18 protein-coding genes and 1 pseudogene are annotated in these 22,013 nt (G+C 65.9%); 6 read left to right on the forward strand and 13 right to left on the reverse strand.

Features of this window, described 5'->3' with window-relative positions; genetic code table 11:
• Positions 1–7: 7 nt before the first annotated feature.
• Positions 8–2,395, forward strand: coding sequence for a TonB-dependent siderophore receptor (locus tag ACQKPS_RS01790; protein ID WP_427602342.1), 2,388 nt, complete (start codon positions 8–10; stop codon positions 2,393–2,395).
• Between the two features lie 23 nt (positions 2,396–2,418).
• On the opposite strand, the gene ACQKPS_RS01795 is transcribed toward ACQKPS_RS01790, so the two are convergent.
• Complete coding sequence (locus ACQKPS_RS01795) at positions 2,419–3,042, reverse strand: glutathione S-transferase family protein (protein ID WP_254480359.1); 624 nt, start codon at positions 3,040–3,042, stop codon at positions 2,419–2,421.
• A 131-nt stretch (positions 3,043–3,173) separates the two neighbouring features.
• Between ACQKPS_RS01795 and ACQKPS_RS01800 the strand changes: the two genes are divergently transcribed.
• Positions 3,174–3,917 carry a sulfite exporter TauE/SafE family protein gene (locus ACQKPS_RS01800; protein ID WP_254480358.1) on the forward strand — a complete coding sequence of 248 codons (744 nt, stop codon included), beginning with the start codon at positions 3,174–3,176 and terminating at the stop codon, positions 3,915–3,917.
• Positions 3,918–3,996: 79 nt separating this feature from the next.
• Positions 3,997–4,731 carry a hypothetical protein gene (locus tag ACQKPS_RS01805; protein WP_283723038.1) on the forward strand — a complete coding sequence of 245 codons (735 nt, stop codon included), beginning with the start codon at positions 3,997–3,999 and terminating at the stop codon, positions 4,729–4,731.
• Between the two features lies 1 nt (position 4,732).
• Here the strand turns inward: ACQKPS_RS01805 and ACQKPS_RS01810 are convergent, their stop codons facing one another.
• Positions 4,733–5,170, reverse strand: a complete 438-nt coding sequence (locus ACQKPS_RS01810; RefSeq protein ID WP_254480356.1) for a carboxymuconolactone decarboxylase family protein — start codon at positions 5,168–5,170, stop codon at positions 4,733–4,735.
• 195 nt (positions 5,171–5,365) lie between these two features.
• Between ACQKPS_RS01810 and ACQKPS_RS01815 the strand changes: the two are divergent.
• Positions 5,366–6,555, forward strand: a pseudogene (locus ACQKPS_RS01815) (cyanate transporter).
• Here the strand turns inward: ACQKPS_RS01815 and ACQKPS_RS01820 are convergent.
• From ACQKPS_RS01820 to glcD, 7 genes are all read right to left on the reverse strand, one after another.
• Positions 6,548–7,981: a PLP-dependent aminotransferase family protein gene (locus ACQKPS_RS01820; RefSeq protein ID WP_427602345.1), complete on the reverse strand. Its 1,434-nt coding sequence runs from the start codon at positions 7,979–7,981 to the stop codon at positions 6,548–6,550. The pseudogene ACQKPS_RS01815 and the gene ACQKPS_RS01820 overlap by 8 nt on opposite strands.
• Before the next feature lie 39 nt (positions 7,982–8,020).
• A complete protein-coding gene (locus tag ACQKPS_RS01825; protein ID WP_254480353.1) occupies positions 8,021–8,359 on the reverse strand; it encodes a hypothetical protein in 339 nt (112 codons plus the stop codon).
• Between the two features lie 176 nt (positions 8,360–8,535).
• A complete protein-coding gene (locus ACQKPS_RS01830; protein WP_427602347.1) occupies positions 8,536–10,704 on the reverse strand; it encodes a malate synthase G in 2,169 nt (722 codons plus the stop codon).
• Positions 10,705–10,797: 93 nt separating this feature from the next.
• Entirely contained in the window at positions 10,798–11,196 is a 399-nt protein-coding gene (locus tag ACQKPS_RS01835; protein ID WP_254480351.1) for a heme-binding protein, read from the reverse strand.
• Positions 11,189–12,424: a glycolate oxidase subunit GlcF gene (gene glcF, locus ACQKPS_RS01840; protein WP_427602349.1), complete on the reverse strand. Its 1,236-nt coding sequence runs from the start codon at positions 12,422–12,424 to the stop codon at positions 11,189–11,191. The genes ACQKPS_RS01835 and glcF overlap by 8 nt, the downstream gene beginning before the upstream one ends.
• Before the next feature lie 10 nt (positions 12,425–12,434).
• Positions 12,435–13,487 (reverse strand): glycolate oxidase subunit GlcE, encoded by a 1,053-nt coding sequence (gene glcE, locus ACQKPS_RS01845; protein ID WP_427602351.1) that lies wholly within the window; start codon positions 13,485–13,487, stop codon positions 12,435–12,437.
• Positions 13,487–14,986 (reverse strand): glycolate oxidase subunit GlcD, encoded by a 1,500-nt coding sequence (gene glcD / locus ACQKPS_RS01850; protein WP_254480348.1) that lies wholly within the window; start codon positions 14,984–14,986, stop codon positions 13,487–13,489. Before glcD ends, glcE begins: the two co-directional genes overlap by 1 nt.
• 195 nt (positions 14,987–15,181) lie before the next feature.
• Here glcD and glcC point away from each other — a divergent pair, with 195 nt between their 5' ends.
• Positions 15,182–15,946 carry a transcriptional regulator GlcC gene (gene glcC, locus ACQKPS_RS01855; protein ID WP_427602353.1) on the forward strand — a complete coding sequence of 255 codons (765 nt, stop codon included), beginning with the start codon at positions 15,182–15,184 and terminating at the stop codon, positions 15,944–15,946.
• A gap of 40 nt (positions 15,947–15,986) precedes the next feature.
• Here glcC and ACQKPS_RS01860 read toward each other — a convergent pair whose 3' ends face one another.
• The 4 genes from ACQKPS_RS01860 to ACQKPS_RS01875 all read right to left on the reverse strand — a co-directional run bounded on the left by ACQKPS_RS01860 (position 15,987) and on the right by ACQKPS_RS01875 (position 19,376).
• Positions 15,987–17,219, reverse strand: a complete 1,233-nt coding sequence (locus ACQKPS_RS01860) for a M20/M25/M40 family metallo-hydrolase (protein ID WP_427602355.1) — start codon at positions 17,217–17,219, stop codon at positions 15,987–15,989.
• A gap of 122 nt (positions 17,220–17,341) precedes the next feature.
• Positions 17,342–17,659, reverse strand: coding sequence for a DUF2388 domain-containing protein (locus tag ACQKPS_RS01865; protein WP_283723031.1), 318 nt, complete (start codon positions 17,657–17,659; stop codon positions 17,342–17,344).
• Positions 17,660–17,766: 107 nt separating this feature from the next.
• Positions 17,767–18,366: a hypothetical protein gene (locus ACQKPS_RS01870; protein ID WP_283723030.1), complete on the reverse strand. Its 600-nt coding sequence runs from the start codon at positions 18,364–18,366 to the stop codon at positions 17,767–17,769.
• 101 nt (positions 18,367–18,467) lie between these two features.
• Entirely contained in the window at positions 18,468–19,376 is a 909-nt protein-coding gene (locus ACQKPS_RS01875) for a LysR family transcriptional regulator (protein ID WP_054887186.1), read from the reverse strand.
• A gap of 348 nt (positions 19,377–19,724) precedes the next feature.
• Between ACQKPS_RS01875 and katG the strand changes: the two genes are divergently transcribed.
• Positions 19,725–21,980, forward strand: a complete 2,256-nt coding sequence (gene katG / locus ACQKPS_RS01880; RefSeq protein ID WP_427602358.1) for a catalase/peroxidase HPI — start codon at positions 19,725–19,727, stop codon at positions 21,978–21,980.
• Positions 21,981–22,013: the final 33 nt, after the last annotated feature.

Consider the following 22,013-nt stretch of genomic DNA (forward strand, 5'->3'; position numbering starts at 1 on the left):
TGTTTCAATGCCAGCTGTTACGCCATACCGCCTCATCCCGCTGGGGTTCGCCATGAGCCTGTTGCTGAACGTGCCTGCCTGGGCCGACGAGCAAGCCCGCCGCAACTACCAGGTGCCTGCCGGCAGCCTGGGCGCGGCGCTGACCCGCTTCGCCGACCAGGCCGGCGTCAGCCTGTCGTTGGACCCGGCGCTGGTCAGTGGCCGCCAGAGCGGCGGCCTGGCTGGCAGCTACAGCGTCGACGAAGGCTTTGTGCAACTGCTGCGCGGCAGCGGCCTGCAATTGCAGCCGGCAGGCGAGGGCGCCTTCACCCTGGTGCCGGCCGCGCAAGGTGCCGATGCCCTGGAGATCGCCCCGACCACCATTGTCGGCGGCCAGGCCTCGCCCGGCGATGCCCAGCCGTATGCCGGCGGCCAAGTGGCGCGCAAGGGCTCGCAGGGCCTGCTCGGTGCGCGTGACTTCATGGACACGCCGTTCAGCATGACCACCTACACCCACGAACTGGTGAAAAACCAGCAGGCCCGCACCTTGGGCGACCTGGTGGCCAGCGACCCGTCGGTGCGCGCCACCAACCCGGCAGGCGGGCGTTTCGAGCAGTTCACCATTCGTGGCTTCAGCCTGTTCAACAGCGATGTGTCCTACAACGGCCTGTACGGCATCCTGCCGACCTATTCGATCGACATGGAGATGGCCGACCGCGTCGACATCCTCAAGGGCCCAAGCCAGCTGATCAACGGCATCTCGCCACGGGGTAGCGTCGGCGGCGCCATCAACGTGGTGCCCAAGCGCGCCGGCGACAAGCCGATCACCGAATTCACCGGCAGCTACGCATCAAACAGCCAGGTCGGCGGCGCCGTGGACATCGGTCGTCGCTTCGGCGAAGGCGAGCAGTTCGGCCTGCGTTTCAATGGTGTAAAGCAGTCCGGAGATACCGAATGGGACCACCAGAGCGTCGACCGCGAAATGGCCGTGCTGGGCCTCGATTTTCGCGGCGAGCGCCTGCGCCTGTCGGCCGACCTCGGCCACACCGAGCGCGACACCGACGCCCCGCAGGAGCGCGTGCTGGTCGGCGCCAACGCCAAGGTGCCGAGCGCCAGCGACGTGCACCACAACTATGCCCAGGCCTGGAGCAAGGCGCGCACCAACGATACCTTCGGCGCGCTGAATGCCGAGTACGACCTCAGTGATTCGCTCATGGTCTATGGTGCGGTCGGCGCACGCAAGAGCAACCACGACTTCCTCCGCCACAACGTGTCGATCATCAACGATGCCGGTGACTTCACCGTGCAGCCGCGCGATTTCACCCGCGACGAGTCGGTGCGCACGGCCATGGCCGGGCTGCGCAACTGGTTCCACACCGGCCCCGTCAGCCATGAGCTCAACCTGGCTGCCAGCTACTTCTACATGGATTTCACCAACGGCGGCGCACGCTACGCGTCGGCACCGAGCAACCTGTACAACCCGGTCGCAACCCCGACGCCCGGCACGCCGACGCGCATCGACCCCGAGGTGTACACCGAGAACCGTTTCTCCGGTGTCGCGCTGGCCGACACCCTCGGGTTCTTCGACGACCGCTTGCTCCTGACCTTGGGTGCCCGCTGGCAACGGGTGCAAGTGGATGACTGGAGCGCTGGGGTGAAAGGCGACACGGCCTACGACGAGGAGAAGGTCTCGCCCTCGGGCGGCGTGCTGCTCAAGGTCACCGACCAGCTGTCGCTGTACGCCAACTACATGGAAGGCCTGAGCCAGGGCAAGATCGCCCCGTCGACCTCGGTCAACGAAGACCAGATCTTCCCGCCCTTCATCAGCCGCCAGGTCGAGGTCGGCGCCAAGTACGACCTGGGCCGGGTCGCGTTCACGGCCAGTGCCTTCCGCATTCGTCAGCCGGCCTACGAGACCAACGCCACGTCACGGGTGTTCGGCCCCAACGGCAAACGCGATAACCGCGGCATCGAGCTCAGCGTGTTCGGCGAACCGCTCGACGGCGTGCGGGTACTGGGCGGGGTGATGTACATCGACAGCGAACTGACCGATACCGTGAACGGCGCCTTCGACGGCAACCGTGCGCCGGCCACGCCCGAGTACAACGTCAATCTGGGCGCCGAGTGGGACATTCCCGGGGTGAACGGCTTGACCCTGACAGCACGCGGCATCCACTCCAGCTCGCAGTACCTGGACCAGGACAACAGCAAGCAGATCGACGGTTGGGAGCGCTTCGACCTCGGCGCGCGCTATGCCTTCAAGGTCGACGCCACCGAGGTCATCTTGCGCGCCAGTGTCGAGAACGTGATGGATGAGCGTTACTGGGCTTCGGCGGGGGCGTCGGATGACAGTGAGCCGGGGCTGACGCTGTCCACGCCGCGCACCTACCTGCTCTCCGCCACCCTCGGTTTCTGAACGCGTGGGCAGCAGTCACCTGCTCAAGGCAGGCCGTTGCGCCCATGGGCAAGGTAGCCAGGCCGCTGGCTCAGGCGTTCGTAATAGTCACTCACGGCGGGCAGTTGGGGATGATCGATCGGTGTGGCGAACCAGCGCTGCACCGACAGGCCGATGGGGATGTCGGCCAGGGTGAAGTGCTCGCCAGCGACGAACGCGCCGGTCGCAGCCAGTTGCCGATCGAGGATGCCCATGTAGCGCGCCCACTCTGCGCAACCGGCAGCCAGCGCTTGGGTATCCTGATGCGCAGGCGAGTGGCGCACCCGCGACATGAACGGGTAGCTCCACGCCCGGTTCAGGTCCGAGGCCTGCCAGTCGATCCACTGATCGACACGGGCGCGTGCCTGCGCCTCGGCGGGATAAAGGGCCGGGTCGCCGTAGCGGTTGGCCAGGTAACGGATGATGCTGTTGGATTCCCACAGCGTGAAGTCGCCGTCCTGGATCACCGGGACCATGGCGTTGGGGTTGAGCGTGAGGAATTCGGGCGCATCGGTGGGCCGGAAGCCGTTGCCCCAGTCTTCGCGCGTGAAGGGGATGTTGAATTCGGCGCAGGCCCACAGCACCTTGCGCACGTTGATCGATGAGGCCCTGCCCAGTATCCGTAACATAGCTTCGTCCTTGATGAGGGGAGTGCTGATCGTCAACGACCGCATTGTTTGGGTCAAGCTGGATCTGAGGCAGACATTCACGTGCGGCTCTGGCAAGGTGGAACGCCGATCACGTCAGGCTTGAATCGCCCATGGATGCCTTCTACCTCATCGCCCTCGGTGCCATCGTTGCCGGTTTCGTCCAGGGCCTTTCCGGCTTCGCCTTCGGCATGGTCGCGATGTCGTTCTGGGCCTGGGGCCTGGAACCGCGGCTGGCAGCGTCGCTGACCGTGTTCGGCAGCCTCACCGGTCAGCTGATCGCCGTGTTCAGCGTACGGCGCGGCTTCAGTTGGGCGCTGCTGTGGCCGTTCGTGCTCGGCGGCCTGGCCGGCATCCCGCTGGGGGTGTGGGTATTGCCGTACCTGGACATGCTCTGGTTCAAGGCGGTGTTCGGCACCTTGCTGGTGCTGTGGTGCCCGCTGATGCTCCTGGCGCCGCGCCTGCCACGGCTGCCGGGCAATCGCCTGGCCGATGGTGCGGTGGGCCTGGTGGGCGGGGCGCTCGGCGGAATCGGTGGTTTTACCGGCACAGTGCCTACACTGTGGTGTACTTTGCGCGGCTTCGAGCGTGATACCCAGCGTGCGGTGATCCAGAACTTCAACCTGTCGATGCTGCTGGTGACCATGCTCACCTACCTGGGCACCGGCGTGGTGACCCGCGACATGCTGCCCGCGTTCGCTGTGGTGCTGCTGGCCATGGCGCTGCCGGCGCTGCTGGGCACACGGGTGTACCTGGGGATCAGCGAGCTGGCGTTTCGCCGGGTGGTGCTGAGTTTGCTGACGGCCTCGGGGGTGGCCATGCTGATGGCGTCGCTGCCGCAGTTGTTGAGCCGTTGAGCCCTTGCCTGGCAACGTTGAACTTGGCACCCTTTGCGCCGCTTCGATCTTCCGTGCCGTAACAGAAGGAATTGCACCGTTGAGCTGGGACAAAGTCGGCAAACTGCTGGTCGCCATGCTGCTTGGCCTGATGGTCATGCTGGTGGCTTATGTGCTGTTCAAGGCCCAACCACGGCTCGAGGCCAGCTTGACCTACGCCTACCTGACCTATCCCAGCCAGTTCAGCGAGCGTATCAGCAAGGCCAACGAGCAGCTCAAGTACGAGCAGTTGCAGCCTCGCATCAACACCATCAGCGACGGTGCGTTGAACCCGTATCAGGTCGACAAGCTGATCGAACTGGCTCAAGCACCTTATGCGCAGTTGTTCGCCAAACCCTTTGAAGCCGGGTTGGTTGACCACCGTACCGGCTTGCTCATCGTCCTGCACAACCGTGGCGACAGTGATGTGCGTGAGGTAAAGATCCGTCTGCCGGCCAAGGGTTTGGTGCAGGTGCGCGATGGGGCAGGGAACGACACCCTGTACGAGGCCGCGACGGCGCAGGTAGAGATACCGGCTATCGAGAAGGGCAGCGAGTGCCGGGTCTGGGTGTATTTCGACGCCGACTATTCACAGATTCGCCAGGGTGGCATCAGTGTCAGTTTTGCCGGTGGCGAGGCGGATGTGCGGGTCTACCGTGAATACACCGGGTTTCCGGCACTGGTGGCACGCTACAGCCGCGAGTTGGTGGGGTTGCTCGCGGTACTGATGCTCAGCGTGCTGGGGATGGGGTACGCCTGCCTGGCCCGGCGGCGCACCCTGGCCGGTGCAGGATGACTCATGCCGGAACCATGGCAAAGCCCACGCCAAAGCGGTTCCAGGCGTTGATGGTGGCGATGGCCAAGGTCAGGTTGGCCACCTCGGCCGGCTCGAAGTGCTGTTGCAGCGCTTCGTATTCCGCTTGCGGGGCACCTCGCTCGGGCAGACGGGTCAGGCACTCCACCCAGGCCAGCGCGGCACGTTCACGCGCCGTGAAGTACTTCGTCTCTTGCCAGGCGCACAAGGTCTGCAAGCGCGCCTCGGTCTCGCCGGCCTTGCGCGCATCATTGGCATGCATGTTCACGCAATAGGCGCAGCCGTTGATCTGCGAAGCCCGCAGGCGCACCAGTTCCAGCAGTGAGTTTTCCAGGCCACTCTTGGCCAGGGCCTGTTCCAGGCCGACCATGGCCTTGTAGGCTTCCGGCGCGTGTTTGGCCCATTCGATACGGTTGTGCATGGCGTGCTCCAGGGGTGCGTTGTGGACATGGCGCTACCTTAGCGCCGAGCGGTGATTGGCCCGATAGCCAATCGCGCGCTTTGCCGGGAGGCCAATCGGGCCATTAAGGTCGCCACTGACCTGCATCCAATCTCTTCATTTCTTCCCTGAGTGCCTGGACAGGATAATGGCCGGGTCTTGCTTGGGAGTTTCGTGATGAGAGGGGCGTTGAACCTGTTGCTGGTGATCTTGCTGGCATTGAACCTGAGACCGATCCTGACCAGCATCGGCCCGTTGCTCGAGCCGATGCGCGCCAGCACCGGGCTGGGCTACCAGCAGGCGGCCTTGCTGACCGCGTTGCCGGTGCTGTGCATGGGCCTGGTGCCGTTGCTGCAGCCTTGGCTGCGGCGTTGGATCAGCGAGCACGGGGGCATGCTCGGCGGCCTTGGCGCCATTGCCCTGGCCTGCCTGTGGCGGCTGCAACTGGACAGCGCCTGGGCGCTGATCGCCAGCGCGGTACTGGCCGGGTTGGGTGTGGCGGTGGTGCAGGGCATGATGCCGGGGCTGGTCAATCGATGGTTCCCCGGCCGCCTTGCCGGGACCATGGGCCTGTACTCGGCGGCGCTGATGAGTGGCGGCGGCCTGGCTGCGGTGCTCGGCCCGTCTGTCAGCGGGCACTTCGGCCACTGGCAGGCCGGGCTGGGCTTGTGGGCGATCCCGGCGCTGCTGGCGCTGCTGGCCTGGGCCGTGCTGCGGCCCCGGGGGCACACACCGAAGCTGGCCGGCGGCGCTGGCGGGCACTGGTTCGGCACGCGGCGGGCCTGGCTACTGGCGCTGTACTTCGGCCTGATCAATGGCGGCTATACCAGCATGGTCGCCTGGCTGCCGGCCTACCACCTGGAGCACGGTGGCAGGGCGGTGGCGGCCTGGTCGGCCTGATGACCATTTTCCAGGTGTGCGGCGCCCTGGGCCTGCCGCTGTTGCTGCGCGGTGTTGCCGACCGGCGCCCGGGCCTGTGGCTGGCACTGGCGATCCAGCTGGCGGGCTTCCTCGGCTTGCTGCTGGCACCGACGCTGGCCATGGGCCTGTGGGTAGCGTTGATCGGCTTTGGCTTGGGCGCTTGCTTCAGCCTGAGCCTGACCTTGACCCTGGAGCACCTCAAGGCACCCGCTGAAGCCGGCAGCCTGGCGGCCTTCGTGCAGGGCATCGGCTTCATCATCACCGGCATCATCCCGTACATCACCGGTTGGTTGCGTGATGTCAGCGGTGATTTCCAGGCATCGTGGACGCTGCTGACCGTCACCGTGCTGGCGATGCTGCTGGTGACCGCCTGTTTCGCCCCACGCGGCTATGCAGCGGCCATCGCCCGGCCGCGGCAGGCTGGCGAGGCGGCGGCGGTCAACTGAGACGTTGCAGGGTATCGCGGACCCGGTCCAGTGCCGGGTCGATATCCAGCAGCTCGATGGCGCCGAAGCCCAGCAGCAACCCTTGGCGCACGGGCGCTTCGCTGAAGAACGGCGCCAGCGAGTACAGGCCCACCTCCACCTTGCGGGCGAGGTTGACCAGCAACTCGACATCCACCCCGGGCCGCGCCAGCGCGCTCAGGTGGAACCCTGCGGTGGCGGGCACGGCGCTGAACCAGGGCGCCAGGTCGCCGTCCAGCCGCGCCAGGATGCGTTCGCGGCGGCCGCTGTAGATGTCATGGCAGCGGCGGATGTGCCTGTTCAGGTGACCCTCGCCAATGAACCGGGCCAGCGCCCACTGCAGCAAGGGCGGGCTGTGCCAGTCGCTCAGGTGCTTGGCCACGCAGGCGGCGCTGAGCACTGCAGGGGGCAGCACCGCGTAACCCAGGCGCAGCTCCGGCAGCAAGGTCTTGGAAAAGGTCCCGACATACGCCACCAGCCCTTGCCGGTCGAGGCGCTGCAGCGCATCGGCGGCCTGGCCCTGGTAGCGGAATTCGCAGTCGTAATCGTCCTCGATGATCAACGCGCCCAGCTCGGCGGCCCGCGCCAGCAAGGCATGACGGCGAGCCTCGCTCATCGGCATGCCGAGCGGAAACTGGTGCGAAGGCGTCACATAGATCAGCCGGGTGCCCTCGGCGATGTGAGAAACGCACAGTCCCTCATCGTCCACCGGCACGGATTGCAGCTTCGCTCCCAGGGCCAGGAACAGCTGGCGTGCCGGCGGGTAGCCGGGGTCTTCCATGGCGACCTGGCAGCCGGGCTCGACCAGCACCCGGGCGATCAGGTCCAGGGCCTGTTGGGCGCCATTGCACACCAGTACATCGGCCCCACTGCACTGCACGCCACGGGCGTAGGCGATATGGTGGGCGATGGCTTCGCGCAGTTCCGGCAGGCCTTGGGCGGCAAACTGCCGTTCGGGGTGTCGCTGGCTGCGGCGCAGCGCGTAGTTCAGGCAGCTGCGCCACTGGTCGAAGGGGAACTGCGCCTTGTTCGAGGCACCGCCGATGAAGTCATGGCGCGACGGGGCTTCCTGGGTGCGCCTGGCGAGGACCGTGGCGCGTTGCTGCCAGCGCTCCAGGGAGGCAGCTGCGGCCAGGGGCACGGTGGAGGATTCAGGGGGGCGCAGCGGCTGGCGCGGAGTGATGAAGGTGCCGCGGCCAACCACGCCGTTGAGCAGGTTGTCGTAGGTCAATCGCGAATAGGCCTCGGCCACGGTCTTGCGCGACACGTCCAGTTGCTCGGCCAGCAGCCGGGTCGGCGGCAATTGCGTGCCGGCGGCCAGGTGGCCGCTGTCGATGCCGGCGCGCAGTTGCTGGTAGAGCTGGTCGGCCAGGCCTTTGCGGCCGTCCAGGCGGATATGCAGTTCCATGGTCGCTGTTCCAAGCACGAGAGTGCTGAGGATAGCGGATCAGAACCGCGCGGTGCTCACCGTGATGTAGCCCTTGTCGTTGAGGTCGATGTGTATCACCGTCTGATCCGCCGACGCCTTGCGCTTCTGCTTGATGCGCACGCCCTTGACGCCAATGGCGCGCATCCGGTGATGGATGGCTCGCCCGCTGGGATCGAAGAAGATCTCGCTGGCCAGCAGTTCGATGCGCTCGACCAGTTGCCGGCTGTACTCGTCGGTTGCACAAAAGAACAGCACACCTGACAGGTGCGGGTCGTCGTCCGGGTTGTTGACGTCGTGGGCCAGCAGCTCGCGCAGGGCACTGCGCAGTTCGGCCTGGGTGCGGGAATCTGGGTGCATGCGCAGTGTCCTCTGGGGCGAAGACGTCGATGATGTTTTGACCGACCCACGGGCGGCAAGTAAGGCACTTCGGAATGCGCTGTGGGAATTTTCTGTGAATACCCAGCAGGTGAAAATGCCGACCCGCAGTCGCGCAGCCCGCACTGCGCAGCGGGTGGGCATTTCCACAAAGGTTCCTACTGCTGAACCTCCTGCTTGAACTTCAAGCGCCACCCATGCAGCAACGGCTCGGTATACCCGGCAGGTTGCTCACGCCCCTTGAACACCAGTTCCCGCGCCGCCCGGAATGCATGCGAACCAGCGAAATTCCCGGCCATCGGCCGGTACGCCGGATCCCCGGCATTCTGCTGGTCCACCACCTTGGCCATGCGCTGCAAGGTCGCCTCGACCTGGTCACTGCCAACCACCCCATGGTGCAGCCAGTTGGCGATGTGCTGGGCCGAGATGCGCAGGGTGGCACGGTCTTCCATCAGCCCCACGTCGTGGATGTCCGGCACCTTCGAGCAGCCGACGCCTTGCTCCACCCAGCGCACCACATAACCCAGGATGCCCTGGCAGTTGTTGTCCAGCTCGGCCTGGATCTCCTCGGCGTCCCAAGGACGGTCCGGGCTGACCGGGATGCTCAGCAGGTCATGCAGCAGCTGTTCGCACTCGGCGCTCAGGTCGACGCTTTCCAGCCGAGCCTGCACAGCCGGCACGTCCACCTGGTGATAATGCAGCGCATGCAAGGTCGCGGCAGTCGGCGAGGGCACCCAGGCGGTGTTGGCGCCGGCGCGGGGCTGGGCGATCTTTTGCTCGAGCATGGCCGCCATCAGGTCGGGCATGGCCCACATGCCCTTGCCGATCTGGGCCTTGCCGCGCAGGCCGCAGGCCAGGCCCACCAGCACGTTGCTGCGTTCGTAGGCCTGGATCCAGGCGCTGCCTTTCATGTCGCCCTTGCGCAGCATGGCGCCGGCTTCCATGGCACTGTGCATCTCGTCGCCGGTGCGGTCGAGGAACCCGGTGTTGATGAACACCACCCGCGCTGCCGCGCTGGCGATGCAGGCCGCGAGGTTGACGCTGGTACGCCGCTCTTCGTCCATGATGCCCATCTTCAAGGTGTGCCGGGGCAGGCCCAGCAGGTCCTCGACACGGCCGAACAGTTGGTCGGCGAAGGCCACTTCGGCCGGGCCATGCATCTTCGGCTTGACGATGTACAGGCTGCCTTCGCGGGAGTTGCCGCGACGCTTGAGGTCGTGCAGGCCGATCAAGCTGGTGACCACGGCGTCAAGGATGCCCTCGGGGATCTCCCGGCCATCGCCGTCGTGGATCGCCGGGCTGGTCATCAGGTGGCCGACATTGCGGATGAACAGCAGCGAGCGGCCGGGGAGGGTCAGTGGCTGGCCATCCGCACCCTGGTAGTCGCGGTCCTTGGCCAGCGTGCGGGTGAAGGTCTTGCCACCCTTGCTGACTTGCTCGCTGAGGTCGCCCTTCATCAGCCCCAGCCAGTTGCGGTAGACATTCACCTTGTCCTCGGCATCCACCGCCGCCACCGAGTCCTCGCAGTCGATGATGGTGGTCAACGCCGCTTCGATGAGGATGTCCTTGACCCCGGCGTGGTCGACTTTGCCGATGGTGCTGGCTGGGTCGATCTGGATTTCGGCATGCAGGCGATGGTGTTGCAGCAGGATGGCCGTTGGTTGGCCGGGTTCGCCTTGGTAGCCGCGCAGTTGCGCAGGCTCCGCGAGGCCGACCTGGCGGCCATCACGCAAGGTCACCGACAGCTTGCCCTGATCGACCGCGTAGGCCTGGGCGTCCGTGTGGGAAGCGCCTGCCAGCGGTGCCGCGCGGTCGAGAAAATCCCGGCCGAAAGCGATGACCTTGGCGCCGCGCACCGGGTTGTAGCCCTGGCCGCGCCCGGCGCCGTCACTGTCGGGGATGGCGTCCGTACCGTACAGCGCGTCATACAGCGAGCCCCAGCGGGCGTTGGCGGCGTTCAGCGCGTAGCGGGCATTGCTCAGTGGCACTACCAGTTGCGGGCCGGCCTGCTCGGCGATCTCACGGTCAACCTGGGTGGTGCTGATCCGCACTGGTTGTGAGGTTTCGACCAGGTAGCCGATGCGGCGCAGGAACACCTGGTAGGCGGGCATGTCGCTGATCGGGCCCGGGTGCTGGCGGTGCCAGCTGTCCAGTTCGTGCTGCAGGCGCTCGCGTTCGGCGAGCAGCTCGCGGTTGCGCGGGGCGAGGTCGTGGACCAGGGTGCTGAAGCCTTGCCAGAAGCTGGCGGCTTCGATACCGGTGCCAGGCAGCACTTCATCCTCGATGAAGCGCTGCAGGCTCGGGGCGACCTTGAGGGGATGGGTCATTGTCTTCTCGCTCGGTGTTCAGGTTTCAGAAATGTGCCGCTTGTGCCGGCCTCTTCGCGGCTGAAGCCGCTCCCACAGGTACTGTGCAGCCTTTCAAAGGGCTGCCACGCCTGCCTTGGCCACCTCGGCATCCTGCTCGGGCTTGACCCCGGACACGCCGACGGCGCCCACCACCTGGCCATCGACCAGCACCGGCACGCCGCCTTCCAGGCTGGTCAGCAGTGGCGCGGTGACAAAGGCGGTCCGCCCGCCATTGACCATCTGCTCGAAGTCGCGGGTTTCCTTTCGCCCCAGGGCGGCACTGCGCGCCTTTTCCATGGCGATGTAGGCACTCGACGGGGCACAGCCGTCCATACGCTCCAGGGCCAGCGGGTGGCCGCCGTCGTCGACCACGGCGATGGTCACCTTCCACTGTTGCGCCTGGGCCTGCTGGCGGGCGGCAGCGAGCAGGCGGCTCACTTCCGCCTGGCCGATCACGGGTTTGCTATGCATGGCTGTTCTCCTGGCTCAAGGCTGCTTCGACGATTTCGATCCAGTGCCGCACCGGCGTGCGTCCAGCCCCGTCGAGGTGGGTCTGGCAACCGATGTTGGCGGTGGCGATGACTTGTGGTTTGCCGCTTTCCAGCGCGTTCAGGCGGTTGTCGCGCAATTGCCGCGACAGTGCCGGCTGGGTCAGCGAGTAGGTGCCGGCCGAGCCGCAGCACAGGTGGCCGTCCGGCACTGCGGTAAGGATGAAACCCAGGCGCGTCAGCAGACTTTCCACCTGGCCGCCGAGCTTGAGTGCATGTTGCAAGGTGCAAGGGCAATGGAAGGCCAGGCGCTGGTCGGCGCACACGCCGAGTTGTTCGACCGGTTCGTCGCGCAGCACTTCGACCAGGTCCCGCGACAGGGCACTGACCCGTGCAGCCTTGGTGGCGTAGCGCGGGTCGTGTTCCAGCAGGTGACCGTAGTCACGCACGAAGGCACCGCAGCCACTGGCGGTCTGCACGATGGCTTCGGCGCCGGCCTCGATGGCCGGCCACCAGGCATCGATGTTGCGCCGGGCGCGCTCCAGGCCTTGCTCCTGGGCATTGAGGTGATAGTCCACCGCACCGCAGCAGCCGGCTTCAACCGCAGGCTCCACGCTGATCCCCAGGCGGTCCAGCAGGCGGGCGGTGGCGGCGTTGGTGTTGGGCGACAAGGCGGCCTGCACGCAACCTTCGAGCAGCAGGATGCGCCGCGCATGGCGGGGCACGGGCCGTTCGCCGGGTGGCGTCACCTGGGCCGGCAGCTTGCTCTTGAGCTCGGCCGGCAGCAGCGGCCGCAGGGCCTGGCCAGTACGCGTCAGGGCCTTGAACAGCGCCGCGCGTGGCACCACTGCGCGCAGGCCCTGGCGCAGCAGGCGCTGGCCGAGCGGGCGCGGCACCTGCTGCTCGACCACGGCGCGGCCGATGTCCAGCAGGTCGTGGTACTTCACCCCCGACGGGCAGGTGGTTTCGCAGTTGCGGCAGGTCAGGCAACGGTCCAGGTGCAGTTGCGTGCTGGTGGTGACCGGCGCACCTTCGAGCACTTGCTTGATCAGGTAGATGCGCCCCCGTGGCCCGTCCAGTTCGTCGCCGAGCAACTGGTAGGTCGGGCAGGTGGCCGTGCAGAAACCGCAGTGCACGCAGGAACGCAGGATGCTTTCGGCTTCCTCGCCACGGGGCAGGCGCTTGGCGCTTTCGCTCAGGTTGGTTTGCATGGGCGTGGCCTCACAGGTCCGGGTACAGGCGGCCAGGGTTGAATACGCCCTGGGGATCGAGTTGCTGCTTGAGCGCCAGGTGGTAGCGCATCAGCGCTGCCGGCAGCGGCGCGCTGCTGTCGTCGCCGGGGGCATAGAGGGTGGCGTGGCCGCCGACCTTGGCCGCTAGTTCGCGGATCAACTGCGCAGGTGCCGCTGACTTCAGCCAGCGTTGCGCGCCGCCCCAGTCGATGAGCTGCTGACCCGGCATGTCGAGTTCGCCGCTGGCGGTCGGGACCGACAGCCGCCACAGCGGCGCCGGGGCGCTGAAGAAGGCCAGGCGCTGTTCGCGCAGGTCGCTCCAGAAGCGGCTGTCGAGCACCTCGCCGCCCAGGCGCTGGCGGGCCGACTGGACCGAGCCTTCACCCCCTTCCAGGCGCAGGTGCAGTGCTTCACCATCGTGGCAGGCGGCGCTGATCGGCAGCGGCTGCTGGCCCCATTCGGCCAGTTCGGCCAAGGCCTGGTGGCGGTCCATCGGCAGGCGCAGGCTGAGGCATTGGCGTGGGCGTGGCAGTACCTTCAGCGACACTTCGGTCAACACCCCGAGGCAGCCAAAGCTGCCGGCCATCAGCCGCGAGACGTCATAGCCGGCCACGTTCTTCATCACTTCGCCACCAAACCGCAGCAGCTTGCCGTGCCCGGTGATGACCCGCGTGCCGAGCACATAGTCACGTACCGACCCGGCCCATGGCCGGCGCGGCCCGGACAACCCGGCCGCGACCATGCCGCCCAGGGTCGCCCCGGCGCCCAGGTGCGGCGGTTCGCAGGGCAGCATCTGCCCGGCCTCGTGCAGCGCCGCCTCGATCTCCAGCAACGGCGTGCCAGCCCGGGCGGTGAGCACCAGCTCGGTCGGGTCGTAGCTGACGATGCCCCGGTGGTTGCGAGTATCGAGGATTTCGCCGGCCACCGGGCGGCCGAGCATGGCTTTGCTGTTGCCGCCCTGGATGCGCAGCGGCGTGCCATGGTTGAGGGCCTGGTGGACCTGCTCGAGCAGGTCCGGGCTCATGTCGCGGTCCATGCTCATCAGAAGCGCTCCAGTTCGGGGAAGGGCAATTGCCCGTGGTGCACGTGCAGCGCGCCGAACTCGGCGCAGCGGTGCAGGGTGGGGATGTTCTTGCCCGGATTGAGCAGCCCTTGCGGGTCGAATGCCGCCTTGACGGCATGGAACAGGGTGATTTCGTCGCTGTTGAACTGCGCGCACATCTGGTTGATCTTCTCGCGGCCCACGCCGTGCTCGCCGGTGATGCTGCCGCCTACCGCCACGCACAGTTCGAGGATGCGCCCGCCGATGGCCTCGGCGCGTTCCAGCTCGCCAGGCAGGTTGGCATCGAACAGGATCAGCGGGTGCATGTTGCCATCGCCGGCATGGAACACGTTGGCCACGCGCAGGCCATATTCCTCGCTCAGTTCACTGATGCCCTTGAGCACCCGAGGCAGCTCGCGGCGCGGGATGGTGCCGTCCATGCAGTAGTAGTCCGGGGAGATCCGCCCCACCGCCGGGAAGGCATTCTTGCGCCCGGCCCAGAAGCGCACTCGCTCGGCTTCGTCGCAGGCCAGGCGTACTTCACGGGCACCTGCTTGCTTGAGCACCTCGGCCACCCGCTCGCAGTCATCCTGGACATCGGCTTCGACACCATCCAGCTCGCACAAGAGGATGGCGGCCGCGTCCACCGGGTAGCCGGCGTGGATGAAGTCCTCGGCGGCGCGGATCGCCAGGTTGTCCATCATCTCCAGGCCGCCGGGGATGATGCCGGCGGCGATGATCTCGGCCACGGCGCGGCCGGCGTCCTCGACGCTGTCGAAGCTGGCCAGCAGCACCCGCGCCACCTGGGGTTTGGGCAGCAGCTTGACGGTCACTTCGGTAACGATGCCGAGCATGCCCTCGGAACCGGTGAACAGCGCCAGCAGGTCGAAGCCCGGGCTGTCGAGGGCGTCGCTGCCCAAGGTCAGGCGTTCGCCCTCGACGGTGAGGATTTCGACCTTGAGCAGGTTGTGCACGGTCAGGCCGTACTTCAGGCAGTGCACGCCACCGGCATTTTCGGCGACGTTGCCGCCGATCGAACAGGCGATTTGCGAAGAAGGGTCGGGGGCGTAGTACAGGCCATGGGGTGCGGCCGCCTGGGAAATGGCCAGGTTGCGTACACCGGGCTGCACACGGGCGAAGCGCCCTTGCGGGTTGACTTCGAGAATGCGGTTGAAGCGTGCCATCACCAGCAGGATGCCCTTGGCCAGCGGCAGCGCACCGCCCGACAGGCCGGTACCGGCGCCGCGTGCCACCACCGGCACGCCACGCAGGTGGCAGAGCCTGAGCAAGGTCTGCACCTGTTCCAGGCGTTCGGGCAGCACCACCAGCAGCGGCACGGTGCGGTAGGCCGAGAGGCCGTCGCACTCATAGGGCTTGAGATCTTCCGCGCGGTGCAGGATTTCCAGATCGGGGAGGGCATCGCGCAACGCCTGGAGCAGCGCGGGCTGATCCACGGCGGGCAGCGCGCCGTCGACACGTTCGTCGTAGAGGATGTTCATGAGGCTCACTCAGCGGCAATTTTTGTTGTTGTGGGCAAACCGGACGCTTTGCAGCCTGCGCGTTTGGCCGGGAACGGTCGAGGGCACAGGGCACTGGTCCTACCAGTTTTTCTGTTCTGGGCTGGTTATCCATGCCTTCAAACGGCAAGATTGGTGTCGTTGGATGGCAGTGGTCCTACCAGTTGGAGTATGCCCATGGGAATGGAAGGCAAAGCCAAGGTCGCAGACCAGGTGGCCGAGCGGGTGGAGCGGCTGATCGTCGAAGGTGTGCTCAAGGTCGGCCAGGCCTTGCCATCGGAGCGGCGCCTGGTGGAAAAACTCGGTTGCTCGCGGTCGGCATTGCGTGAGGGCCTGCGTATCTTGCGTGGGCGGGGCATCATCGATACCGAGCAGGGGCGCGGTTCGTTCGTTGCCGACCTCGCCGGGCAGGCCGGGGCCACACCGTTGATGCACCTGTTCAGCTCACAGCCGCGCACGCTGTTCGACCTTCTTGAAGTGCGCGCCTTGCTGGAAGCCGAGTCGGCACGCCTGGCGGCCTTGCGCGCTACCGATGTCGACCGCGTGCTGATCCGCAGGCGCTATGAAGACATGCTCGATGCCCATGCGGCTGCCGAAGCGCTCGACCCCCGCGAACATGCCCGGCGTGACCATGCCTTCCACCGGGCGATCAGCGAGGCGTCACACAACCCGGTGCTGGTGCATACCTTGCAATCATTGAGCGACCTGACCTTGAGCACGGTGTTCGCCTCGGTCAACAACCTGTATTGCCGCCCTGCGCAAAAGCGCCAGATCGACCGCCAGCATGCGCGGTTGTATCACGCGGTGATGGAGCAGTTGCCTGAGCAGGCGCAGCGCGCGGCGCGCGAGCATATCAACGGGATTCGCGACAGCTTGCGGGAGATCGAGCAGGAAGAGCAGCGCCTGGTCAGGGCGACGATGCGCATGGACGGCTGGGGCTGAGTTTGCCTGTGCCGGGCTCTTCGCGGGCACGGCTAGCCCATCACTTCGACAGATGCCTGATCATCGCCACGGTGAGGTAAAGGCGCGGCGCAATGCTGCCCAGTTCGATGTATTCATCGTCCCCATGCAACCCGGCCCCGACCACCCCCAGCGTTTCCAGCACCGCCGGCTTTTCGCTGCCGGGCACGTAGGCATACCCGGCATCGGTGCCGAAGCGCATGGCAATCGGCTCGATCTTGTAGCCAGCTTCTTCGTACAGCTTCTGCGCTGTCTCGGCCAATCGGGCCGAAGCCGGGTTACGCGCCAACGGCGGTCGCCCCTTTTCGACCACGACACGGGTCTGGGTATCGGCCACCAGTTGCTTCTGCACGATGCGTTGGGCCTCGGCCTGTACCCGCTCAGTCTCGCCCAGGTCCGAATAGCGCATATCCGCTTCGGCGGTGGCCAGTGCCGGAATGATATTAGCCTTTTCGCCGGCCTTGGCGAGCGTCCAGTTCACCGTAGTGCCTTTGCTCGTATCGCCAAGTTCGTTGAGCTGGAGCAGTTGATGCGCCAGTTCGGTCAAGGCATTGCGGCCTTCCTCGGGCGCGGAACCTGCGTGGGAGGCGCGCCCCTTGACCTCGAGCTTGAGCCGGTTGATGCCGTTGGTGGCGACGGTCACTGCGTCTTTGTCGGGCGGCTCGTAGGAGAACACGTAGTCATGCTTGCGGGCCAGTTCGGCGATGACCTGCTTGGAACCAGCAGAGCCCATTTCCTCATCCGGGTTGAACAGCACGGTGAGTGTGCGGTAACCCTTGAACTGCTGGTCGTTCAGCAGCTTCAGTGCATGCAGGATCATCGCGACGCCACCCTTGGCGTCGGCCACGCCCGGGCCATAAGCGCGGGAGCCGTCGACCCGGTACGGGCGTTTGGCGACAGTGCCGGGGACGAACACGGTGTCGTAGTGCACCATCAGCAGGAAGTCCTTGCTGCCACTACCTTTGAAGGTGCCGACAATGTTGTCGCCGACCGACGGTTTGGCAGGGCGAGTCTGCACCTCGGCGCCCAGGGCATTGAGGCGCTTCACCAGCTCGGCACTGACTTGCGTCAGGCCCGCTTCGGTACCGGTACCGGTGTCTACCGAGACCAGGCTCTTGAGGGTTTGCAGGTACGCCGGTCGTTCGTTTTCGGCCTGCGTGAGCAGCTCCGTGAAGGTGGGTTCTGCGGCAGTTGCCTGGGTACAGGCGATCAGCAGCGCCAAGGCGATGGCGTGGGGAGGGCTGGGCAACGGCATGGGGGCTTCCTTGTTGTAGTGAGTCCTTGAACCTAGCCACTAAGCTCGATGTCGCTCGGGTAAACCAGTGCGCACATCAACTCCACCGCTGTTCGAGCCGGTGGAGTCCGTGCGGCAAAAGTTCAATGATGGGCGACCGGACCATCCTGCGAGAGGATTGCCTTGGCCAGCTCTTCGTCACTGGCCTGCAAGCCAGGATTATCCTTGCGAGCCTGTTCCAGCGCCGACTCCACATAGGCGCCACGAATGGTCCCGCCGCTGGCGACGAAGGCCGACAGCTCGTCCTGTGCGGGGATGATGCGTTTGTCGTCCTTGAAGGTCGAATACAGCGAGGCGGAAACACCGGCCGAGGTGGCGACGTCGCCCGCATCGACGCGGGCCAGGGCAGCACCGGCAGGCAACAGGAGCAGCAGCGCAGGGGCGAGGAATAGGTGGCGCATGTTGTGTTCTCCAGTAACGTGAAGCACAAGGAAATAAACCACTCACTGCTTAAGAGGGCGGGCGAGTGGCAGGAGTTCCCTGTGTTCTGCCGCAGCGTCGTCGCGCCTCACACCTTGCTGCCCAGCAAGTGCTGCAGCGAAACATCGAAGTCGCGCAGGGCAGCGGCCTTGGCGGCCTGCTCGTCCTCGAGCATCCGCGCCACATTGCTGACATCCTTGTGCGCACGCCCTTCGGCGCGGCCAATGTAGGTCAGCTGGCTGTCGAAGAACCGTGCCACCACCCGGCTCTCGACGTCTGCCGTGGCCAGGCGGCTTTCGCTGTCCAGCAGCACGATAACGTCCGGGTGGTCGGCAAGCAGGCTGTCCAGGTCTTCGTAGAAGGTCACTTCGGCGAACTGCTGGGCCAGCGAATGCGCCAGCCAGTCGTAGGCTTGGCTGCCCCCGCGCAGGGTGGCTACCGGAATGCTGCGCGGCTGAGCACTTGCCACCGCATCGTCACGGTGCTGCTGCAGGTAGCTGAGGGTGCTGTCGGCATTACGCCCGAGCAGCACGGCCACATGCTGCCCCGGGGCCAATGCGACACTGGAAATGGCCGTGGCCGAGTAGAAGTGCCCGTAGGGCAGGGCAGCCTGCTGGCCAGCCGGCGCGGCACAACCGCCAAGGGCAGCGAACAGGGCGAGCAGGGCAGCGAGCATGCCGGTTTTCATGGGTAGCGCCTCATCGATCAGTGAATGCCGCCATCTTCCGCCCGTCGCGGCTGCGGCGGAACTTGATGGCATTCATGGTGGCTATCGATGGGGTCGATGGATCAGCTCGGGCGGGCCATGTACTGCAGAATGCGCTCGCGCAGCCAGCGCTCGGCCGGGTCGTTGTCGTGGGCGCCGCTCCACACCATCGACAGCTCGGCCTCGGTGATCTCGAAGGGCGCGGGGTCGGCGCGCAGGCTGCCATCGTCTGCCAGGGCGCAGGCGGCATAGTCCGGCACGGTGGCGATCATTTCGGTATTGCGCAGCAGTGCACGCAGGCTGCCGAACTGCGGCACGGCCAGGACCACCTTGCGGCAGCGGCCGATGCGTGCGAGGTCGAGGTCGATGTTGCCGCTCATGTCACCGGAGAACGACACCATCACATGGGGCCGGGCACAGTACTCGTCGAGGGTCAGCGGGCCGGGGCGGTCGTCGGCGCGCAGCACACGCACGCCGATATCGCGCAGCTTGCGGCGTTTGGCGGTGGCTGGCAGGTCGGTGGTGTAGCTTACCCCCACAGAGATCTCGCCGCTGGCCAGCAGGCCTGGCATCAGCAGGAAGTTGGCCCGGCGCACCACCACGCTGATGTCAGGCGCTTCCTCGCGCAGGGCTTGCAGCAGGGCCGGGAACAGGCCGAACTCGGCATCGTCCGACAGGCCCAGACGGAACTGGTTGCAACTGCTGGCCGGGTCGAAGTCACGGGCGCGGCTGATTGCGGACGAAATCACATCCATGGCCGGACCCAGTTCGGCGAAGATTTGCATGGCCCGCGGTGTAGGCTCCATGGCCCGACCGCTGCGGATCAGCAGCGGGTCGTCGAACAGCTCGCGCAGGCGGGCGAGGGCGGCGCTGACGGTGGACTGGGTGATGAACAGCTTTTCGCCCACGCGGGTCAGGTTGCGTTCGATCATCAGGGCTTCGAAAAGCACCAGCAGGTTCATGTCGACGCGGCGCAGGTCGTTGCGGTTCATGGGGCTTGGCTCACCGGGCTAGAGGGGTTGGCGGTGTATTGAAGCACGACACCGAGCGTTGTGCCTTGTATGGATGTGCCGGGGCTATCAGCCTGGAAGAGCCACTCTATTAGAAGTCTGTCCACGCTCGGCTAGTCTTTCCCCTGGCCCTGCGAAATCCGCCTGCGCGCGGCTTGGCAGCACGTGCGTGCAAGACCGCGCCGCACGTGACGTGGGAGCTTCCCCAGCCCCGTGTCGGCACACCGCCGACCCGACCTGACGAGGGGTAGGCACGAGCCCACGTGCTCGGCTGAAAGAACACCTGGCAGAGACCGGAAATCTGGATAACCGACCCAAAGGTAACAGCAGATGTCGAACGAATCGAAATGCCCGTTCCATCAAACCGCAGGTGGCGGCACCACCAACCGTGACTGGTGGCCTGACCAGCTCAACCTCAGGATCCTCCATCAACACTCGTCGAAATCCAGCCCTGACCCGGATTTCGACTATGCCAAGGCGTTCAAGAGCCTCGATTTCCAGGCCCTGAAAAAAGACCTGACCGCCTTGATGACCGATTCACAGGACTGGTGGCCAGCTGATTTCGGCCACTACGGCCCGCTGTTCATTCGCATGGCCTGGCACAGCGCCGGCACCTACCGCATCGGCGACGGCCGTGGCGGTGCCGGCTCTGGCCAGCAGCGCTTCGCGCCGCTCAACAGCTGGCCGGACAACGTCAGCCTGGACAAGGCCCGGCGCCTGCTGTGGCCGATCAAGCAGAAGTACGGCAACAAGATTTCCTGGGCCGACCTGATCGTGCTCACGGGTAACGTCGCCCTGGAATCCATGGGCTTCAAGACCTTTGGTTTCTCTGGCGGCCGCGCCGATGTGTGGGAGCCGGACGAAGACGTGTACTGGGGTTCGGAAAAGGTCTGGCTTGGTGGTGACACCCGTTATGGCAAGGAGCAGGTCAAGGCCCAACCGCCAGGCCAGGGTGACCTGGTCGCAGAGCCGCAGAAACATCCCGAGGAACAAAGCCGCGACCTCAGCGGCGAGCGCAACCTGGAAAACCCGCTGGCGGCGGTGCAGATGGGCTTGATCTACGTCAACCCGGAAGGCCCGGAAGGCAACCCGGACCCCGTCGCATCAGGCCGGGATATCCGCGAAACGTTCGGCCGGATGGCCATGAACGACGAAGAAACCGTGGCGCTGATCGCCGGCGGCCATGCCTTCGGCAAGACCCACGGTGCCGGCCCGGCCGACAACGTAGGCCCCGAACCGGAAGCGGCGAGCCTCGAACTGCAGGGCCTGGGCTGGGCCAACCGCTTTGGCACTGGCAAAGGCGGGGACACCATTACCAGCGGCCTGGAGGTGACTTGGACGTCGACACCGACACGTTGGAGCAACGAGTACCTCAACAACCTGTTCAACTTCGAGTGGGAGCTGACCAAGAGCCCGGCCGGTGCGCACCAGTGGCGACCAAAGGATGGCAAAGGCGCAGGCACCGTGCCGGATGCCCACGACCCGGGCAAGAAGCATGCACCGTCCATGCTCACCTCTGACCTGGCCCTGCGCTTCGACCCGATCTACGGGCCGATCGCCAAGCGCTTCAAGGATAACCCCGACCAGCTGGCCGATGCCTTCGCCCGTGCCTGGTACAAACTGATCCACCGTGACATGGGCCCGCTGGCGCGCTACCTGGGCCCGGAACTGCCCAACGAAGAGCTGCTGTGGCAAGACCCGCTGCCCAAAGCCGACTACCCGCTGGTGGACGAACAGGACATCGCCGGGCTCAAGGCCAGGATTCTCGCTTCGGGCCTGAGTGTCGCCGAACTGGTGTCCACTGCCTGGGCGGCTGCTTCGACCTTCCGGGGTTCGGACAAACGCGGTGGTGCCAACGGTGGCCGCCTGCGCCTGGCACCGCAGAAGGACTGGGTGGCCAACCAGGGCACCGACAAGGTGCTGGCGACGCTGGAGAAGATCCAGGGCGAATTCAATGCCGGTAACAAGAAGGTCTCCCTGGCCGACCTGATCGTCCTCGCCGGCTCCGCTGCGGTGGAAAAGGCGGCCAAGGACGCTGGGCACAATGTCAGCGTGGGCTTCCGCCCGGGCCGTGTCGATGCCTCGCAGGCGCAGACCGACGTCGAATCGTTTGCCGTGCTTGAGCCGCTGGCCGATGGTTTCCGCAACTTCAGCAAGGCCCGCTACAGCGTCAAGGCCGAGAAGCTGTTACTGGACAAGGCCCAGTTGCTGACCCTCACGGCGCCTGAACTGACCGTGCTGATCGGTGGCCTGCGCGTGCTAGGTGCCAACCATGGCGGCAGCAAGGACGGCGTGTTCACCGACAAGCCCGGCACCCTGAGCAACGACTTCTTCCGCAACCTGCTGGACATGGGCGTGGAATGGAAGCCGACTTCGCCGGACAACGACCGCTTCGAGGGCCGTGATCGCAAGACCGGGCAGGTGAAGTGGACGGGCAGCCGGGTCGACCTGGTGTTCGGCTCGCACGCGCAGTTGCGGGCGCTGAGCGAGGTGTATGGCAGCAGCGATGGCAATGACAAGTTCGTCAAGGACTTCGTGGCGGCCTGGGTAAAAGTGATGGAACTCGATCGCTTCGACCTGAAATAGCGTTCTCGCTGATAGCCAGGGGGCGCCTTGCGC

The organism is Pseudomonas sp. NPDC086566, from assembly GCF_050280885.1.
GTDB classification, from domain to species: domain Bacteria; phylum Pseudomonadota; class Gammaproteobacteria; order Pseudomonadales; family Pseudomonadaceae; genus Aquipseudomonas; species Aquipseudomonas vlassakiae.

What these genes read in the sequence shown, in the direction of transcription:
- glcE (WP_427602351.1), bottom strand. Translation starts at nt 13,487, where the DNA reads ATGAGCATGGACCGCGACATGAGCCCGGACCTGCTCGAGCAGGTCCAC.
- glcD (WP_254480348.1), bottom strand. Translation starts at nt 14,986, where the DNA reads ATGAACATCCTCTACGACGAACGTGTCGACGGCGCGCTGCCCGCCGTG.
- ACQKPS_RS01820 (WP_427602345.1), bottom strand. Translation starts at nt 7,981, where the DNA reads ATGGAACTGCATATCCGCCTGGACGGCCGCAAAGGCCTGGCCGACCAG.
- ACQKPS_RS01875 (WP_054887186.1), bottom strand. Translation starts at nt 19,376, where the DNA reads ATGAACCGCAACGACCTGCGCCGCGTCGACATGAACCTGCTGGTGCTT.
- katG (WP_427602358.1), top strand. Translation starts at nt 19,725, where the DNA reads ATGTCGAACGAATCGAAATGCCCGTTCCATCAAACCGCAGGTGGCGGC.
- ACQKPS_RS01830 (WP_427602347.1), bottom strand. Translation starts at nt 10,704, where the DNA reads ATGACCCATCCCCTCAAGGTCGCCCCGAGCCTGCAGCGCTTCATCGAG.
- glcF (WP_427602349.1), bottom strand. Translation starts at nt 12,424, where the DNA reads ATGCAAACCAACCTGAGCGAAAGCGCCAAGCGCCTGCCCCGTGGCGAG.
- ACQKPS_RS01870 (WP_283723030.1), bottom strand. Translation starts at nt 18,366, where the DNA reads ATGAAAACCGGCATGCTCGCTGCCCTGCTCGCCCTGTTCGCTGCCCTT.
- ACQKPS_RS01860 (WP_427602355.1), bottom strand. Translation starts at nt 17,219, where the DNA reads ATGCCGTTGCCCAGCCCTCCCCACGCCATCGCCTTGGCGCTGCTGATC.
- glcC (WP_427602353.1), top strand. Translation starts at nt 15,182, where the DNA reads ATGGGAATGGAAGGCAAAGCCAAGGTCGCAGACCAGGTGGCCGAGCGG.
- ACQKPS_RS01790 (WP_427602342.1), top strand. Translation starts at nt 8, where the DNA reads ATGCCAGCTGTTACGCCATACCGCCTCATCCCGCTGGGGTTCGCCATG.
- ACQKPS_RS01795 (WP_254480359.1), bottom strand. Translation starts at nt 3,042, where the DNA reads ATGTTACGGATACTGGGCAGGGCCTCATCGATCAACGTGCGCAAGGTG.
- ACQKPS_RS01865 (WP_283723031.1), bottom strand. Translation starts at nt 17,659, where the DNA reads ATGCGCCACCTATTCCTCGCCCCTGCGCTGCTGCTCCTGTTGCCTGCC.
- ACQKPS_RS01800 (WP_254480358.1), top strand. Translation starts at nt 3,174, where the DNA reads ATGGATGCCTTCTACCTCATCGCCCTCGGTGCCATCGTTGCCGGTTTC.
- ACQKPS_RS01810 (WP_254480356.1), bottom strand. Translation starts at nt 5,170, where the DNA reads ATGCACAACCGTATCGAATGGGCCAAACACGCGCCGGAAGCCTACAAG.
- ACQKPS_RS01835 (WP_254480351.1), bottom strand. Translation starts at nt 11,196, where the DNA reads ATGCATAGCAAACCCGTGATCGGCCAGGCGGAAGTGAGCCGCCTGCTC.
- ACQKPS_RS01825 (WP_254480353.1), bottom strand. Translation starts at nt 8,359, where the DNA reads ATGCACCCAGATTCCCGCACCCAGGCCGAACTGCGCAGTGCCCTGCGC.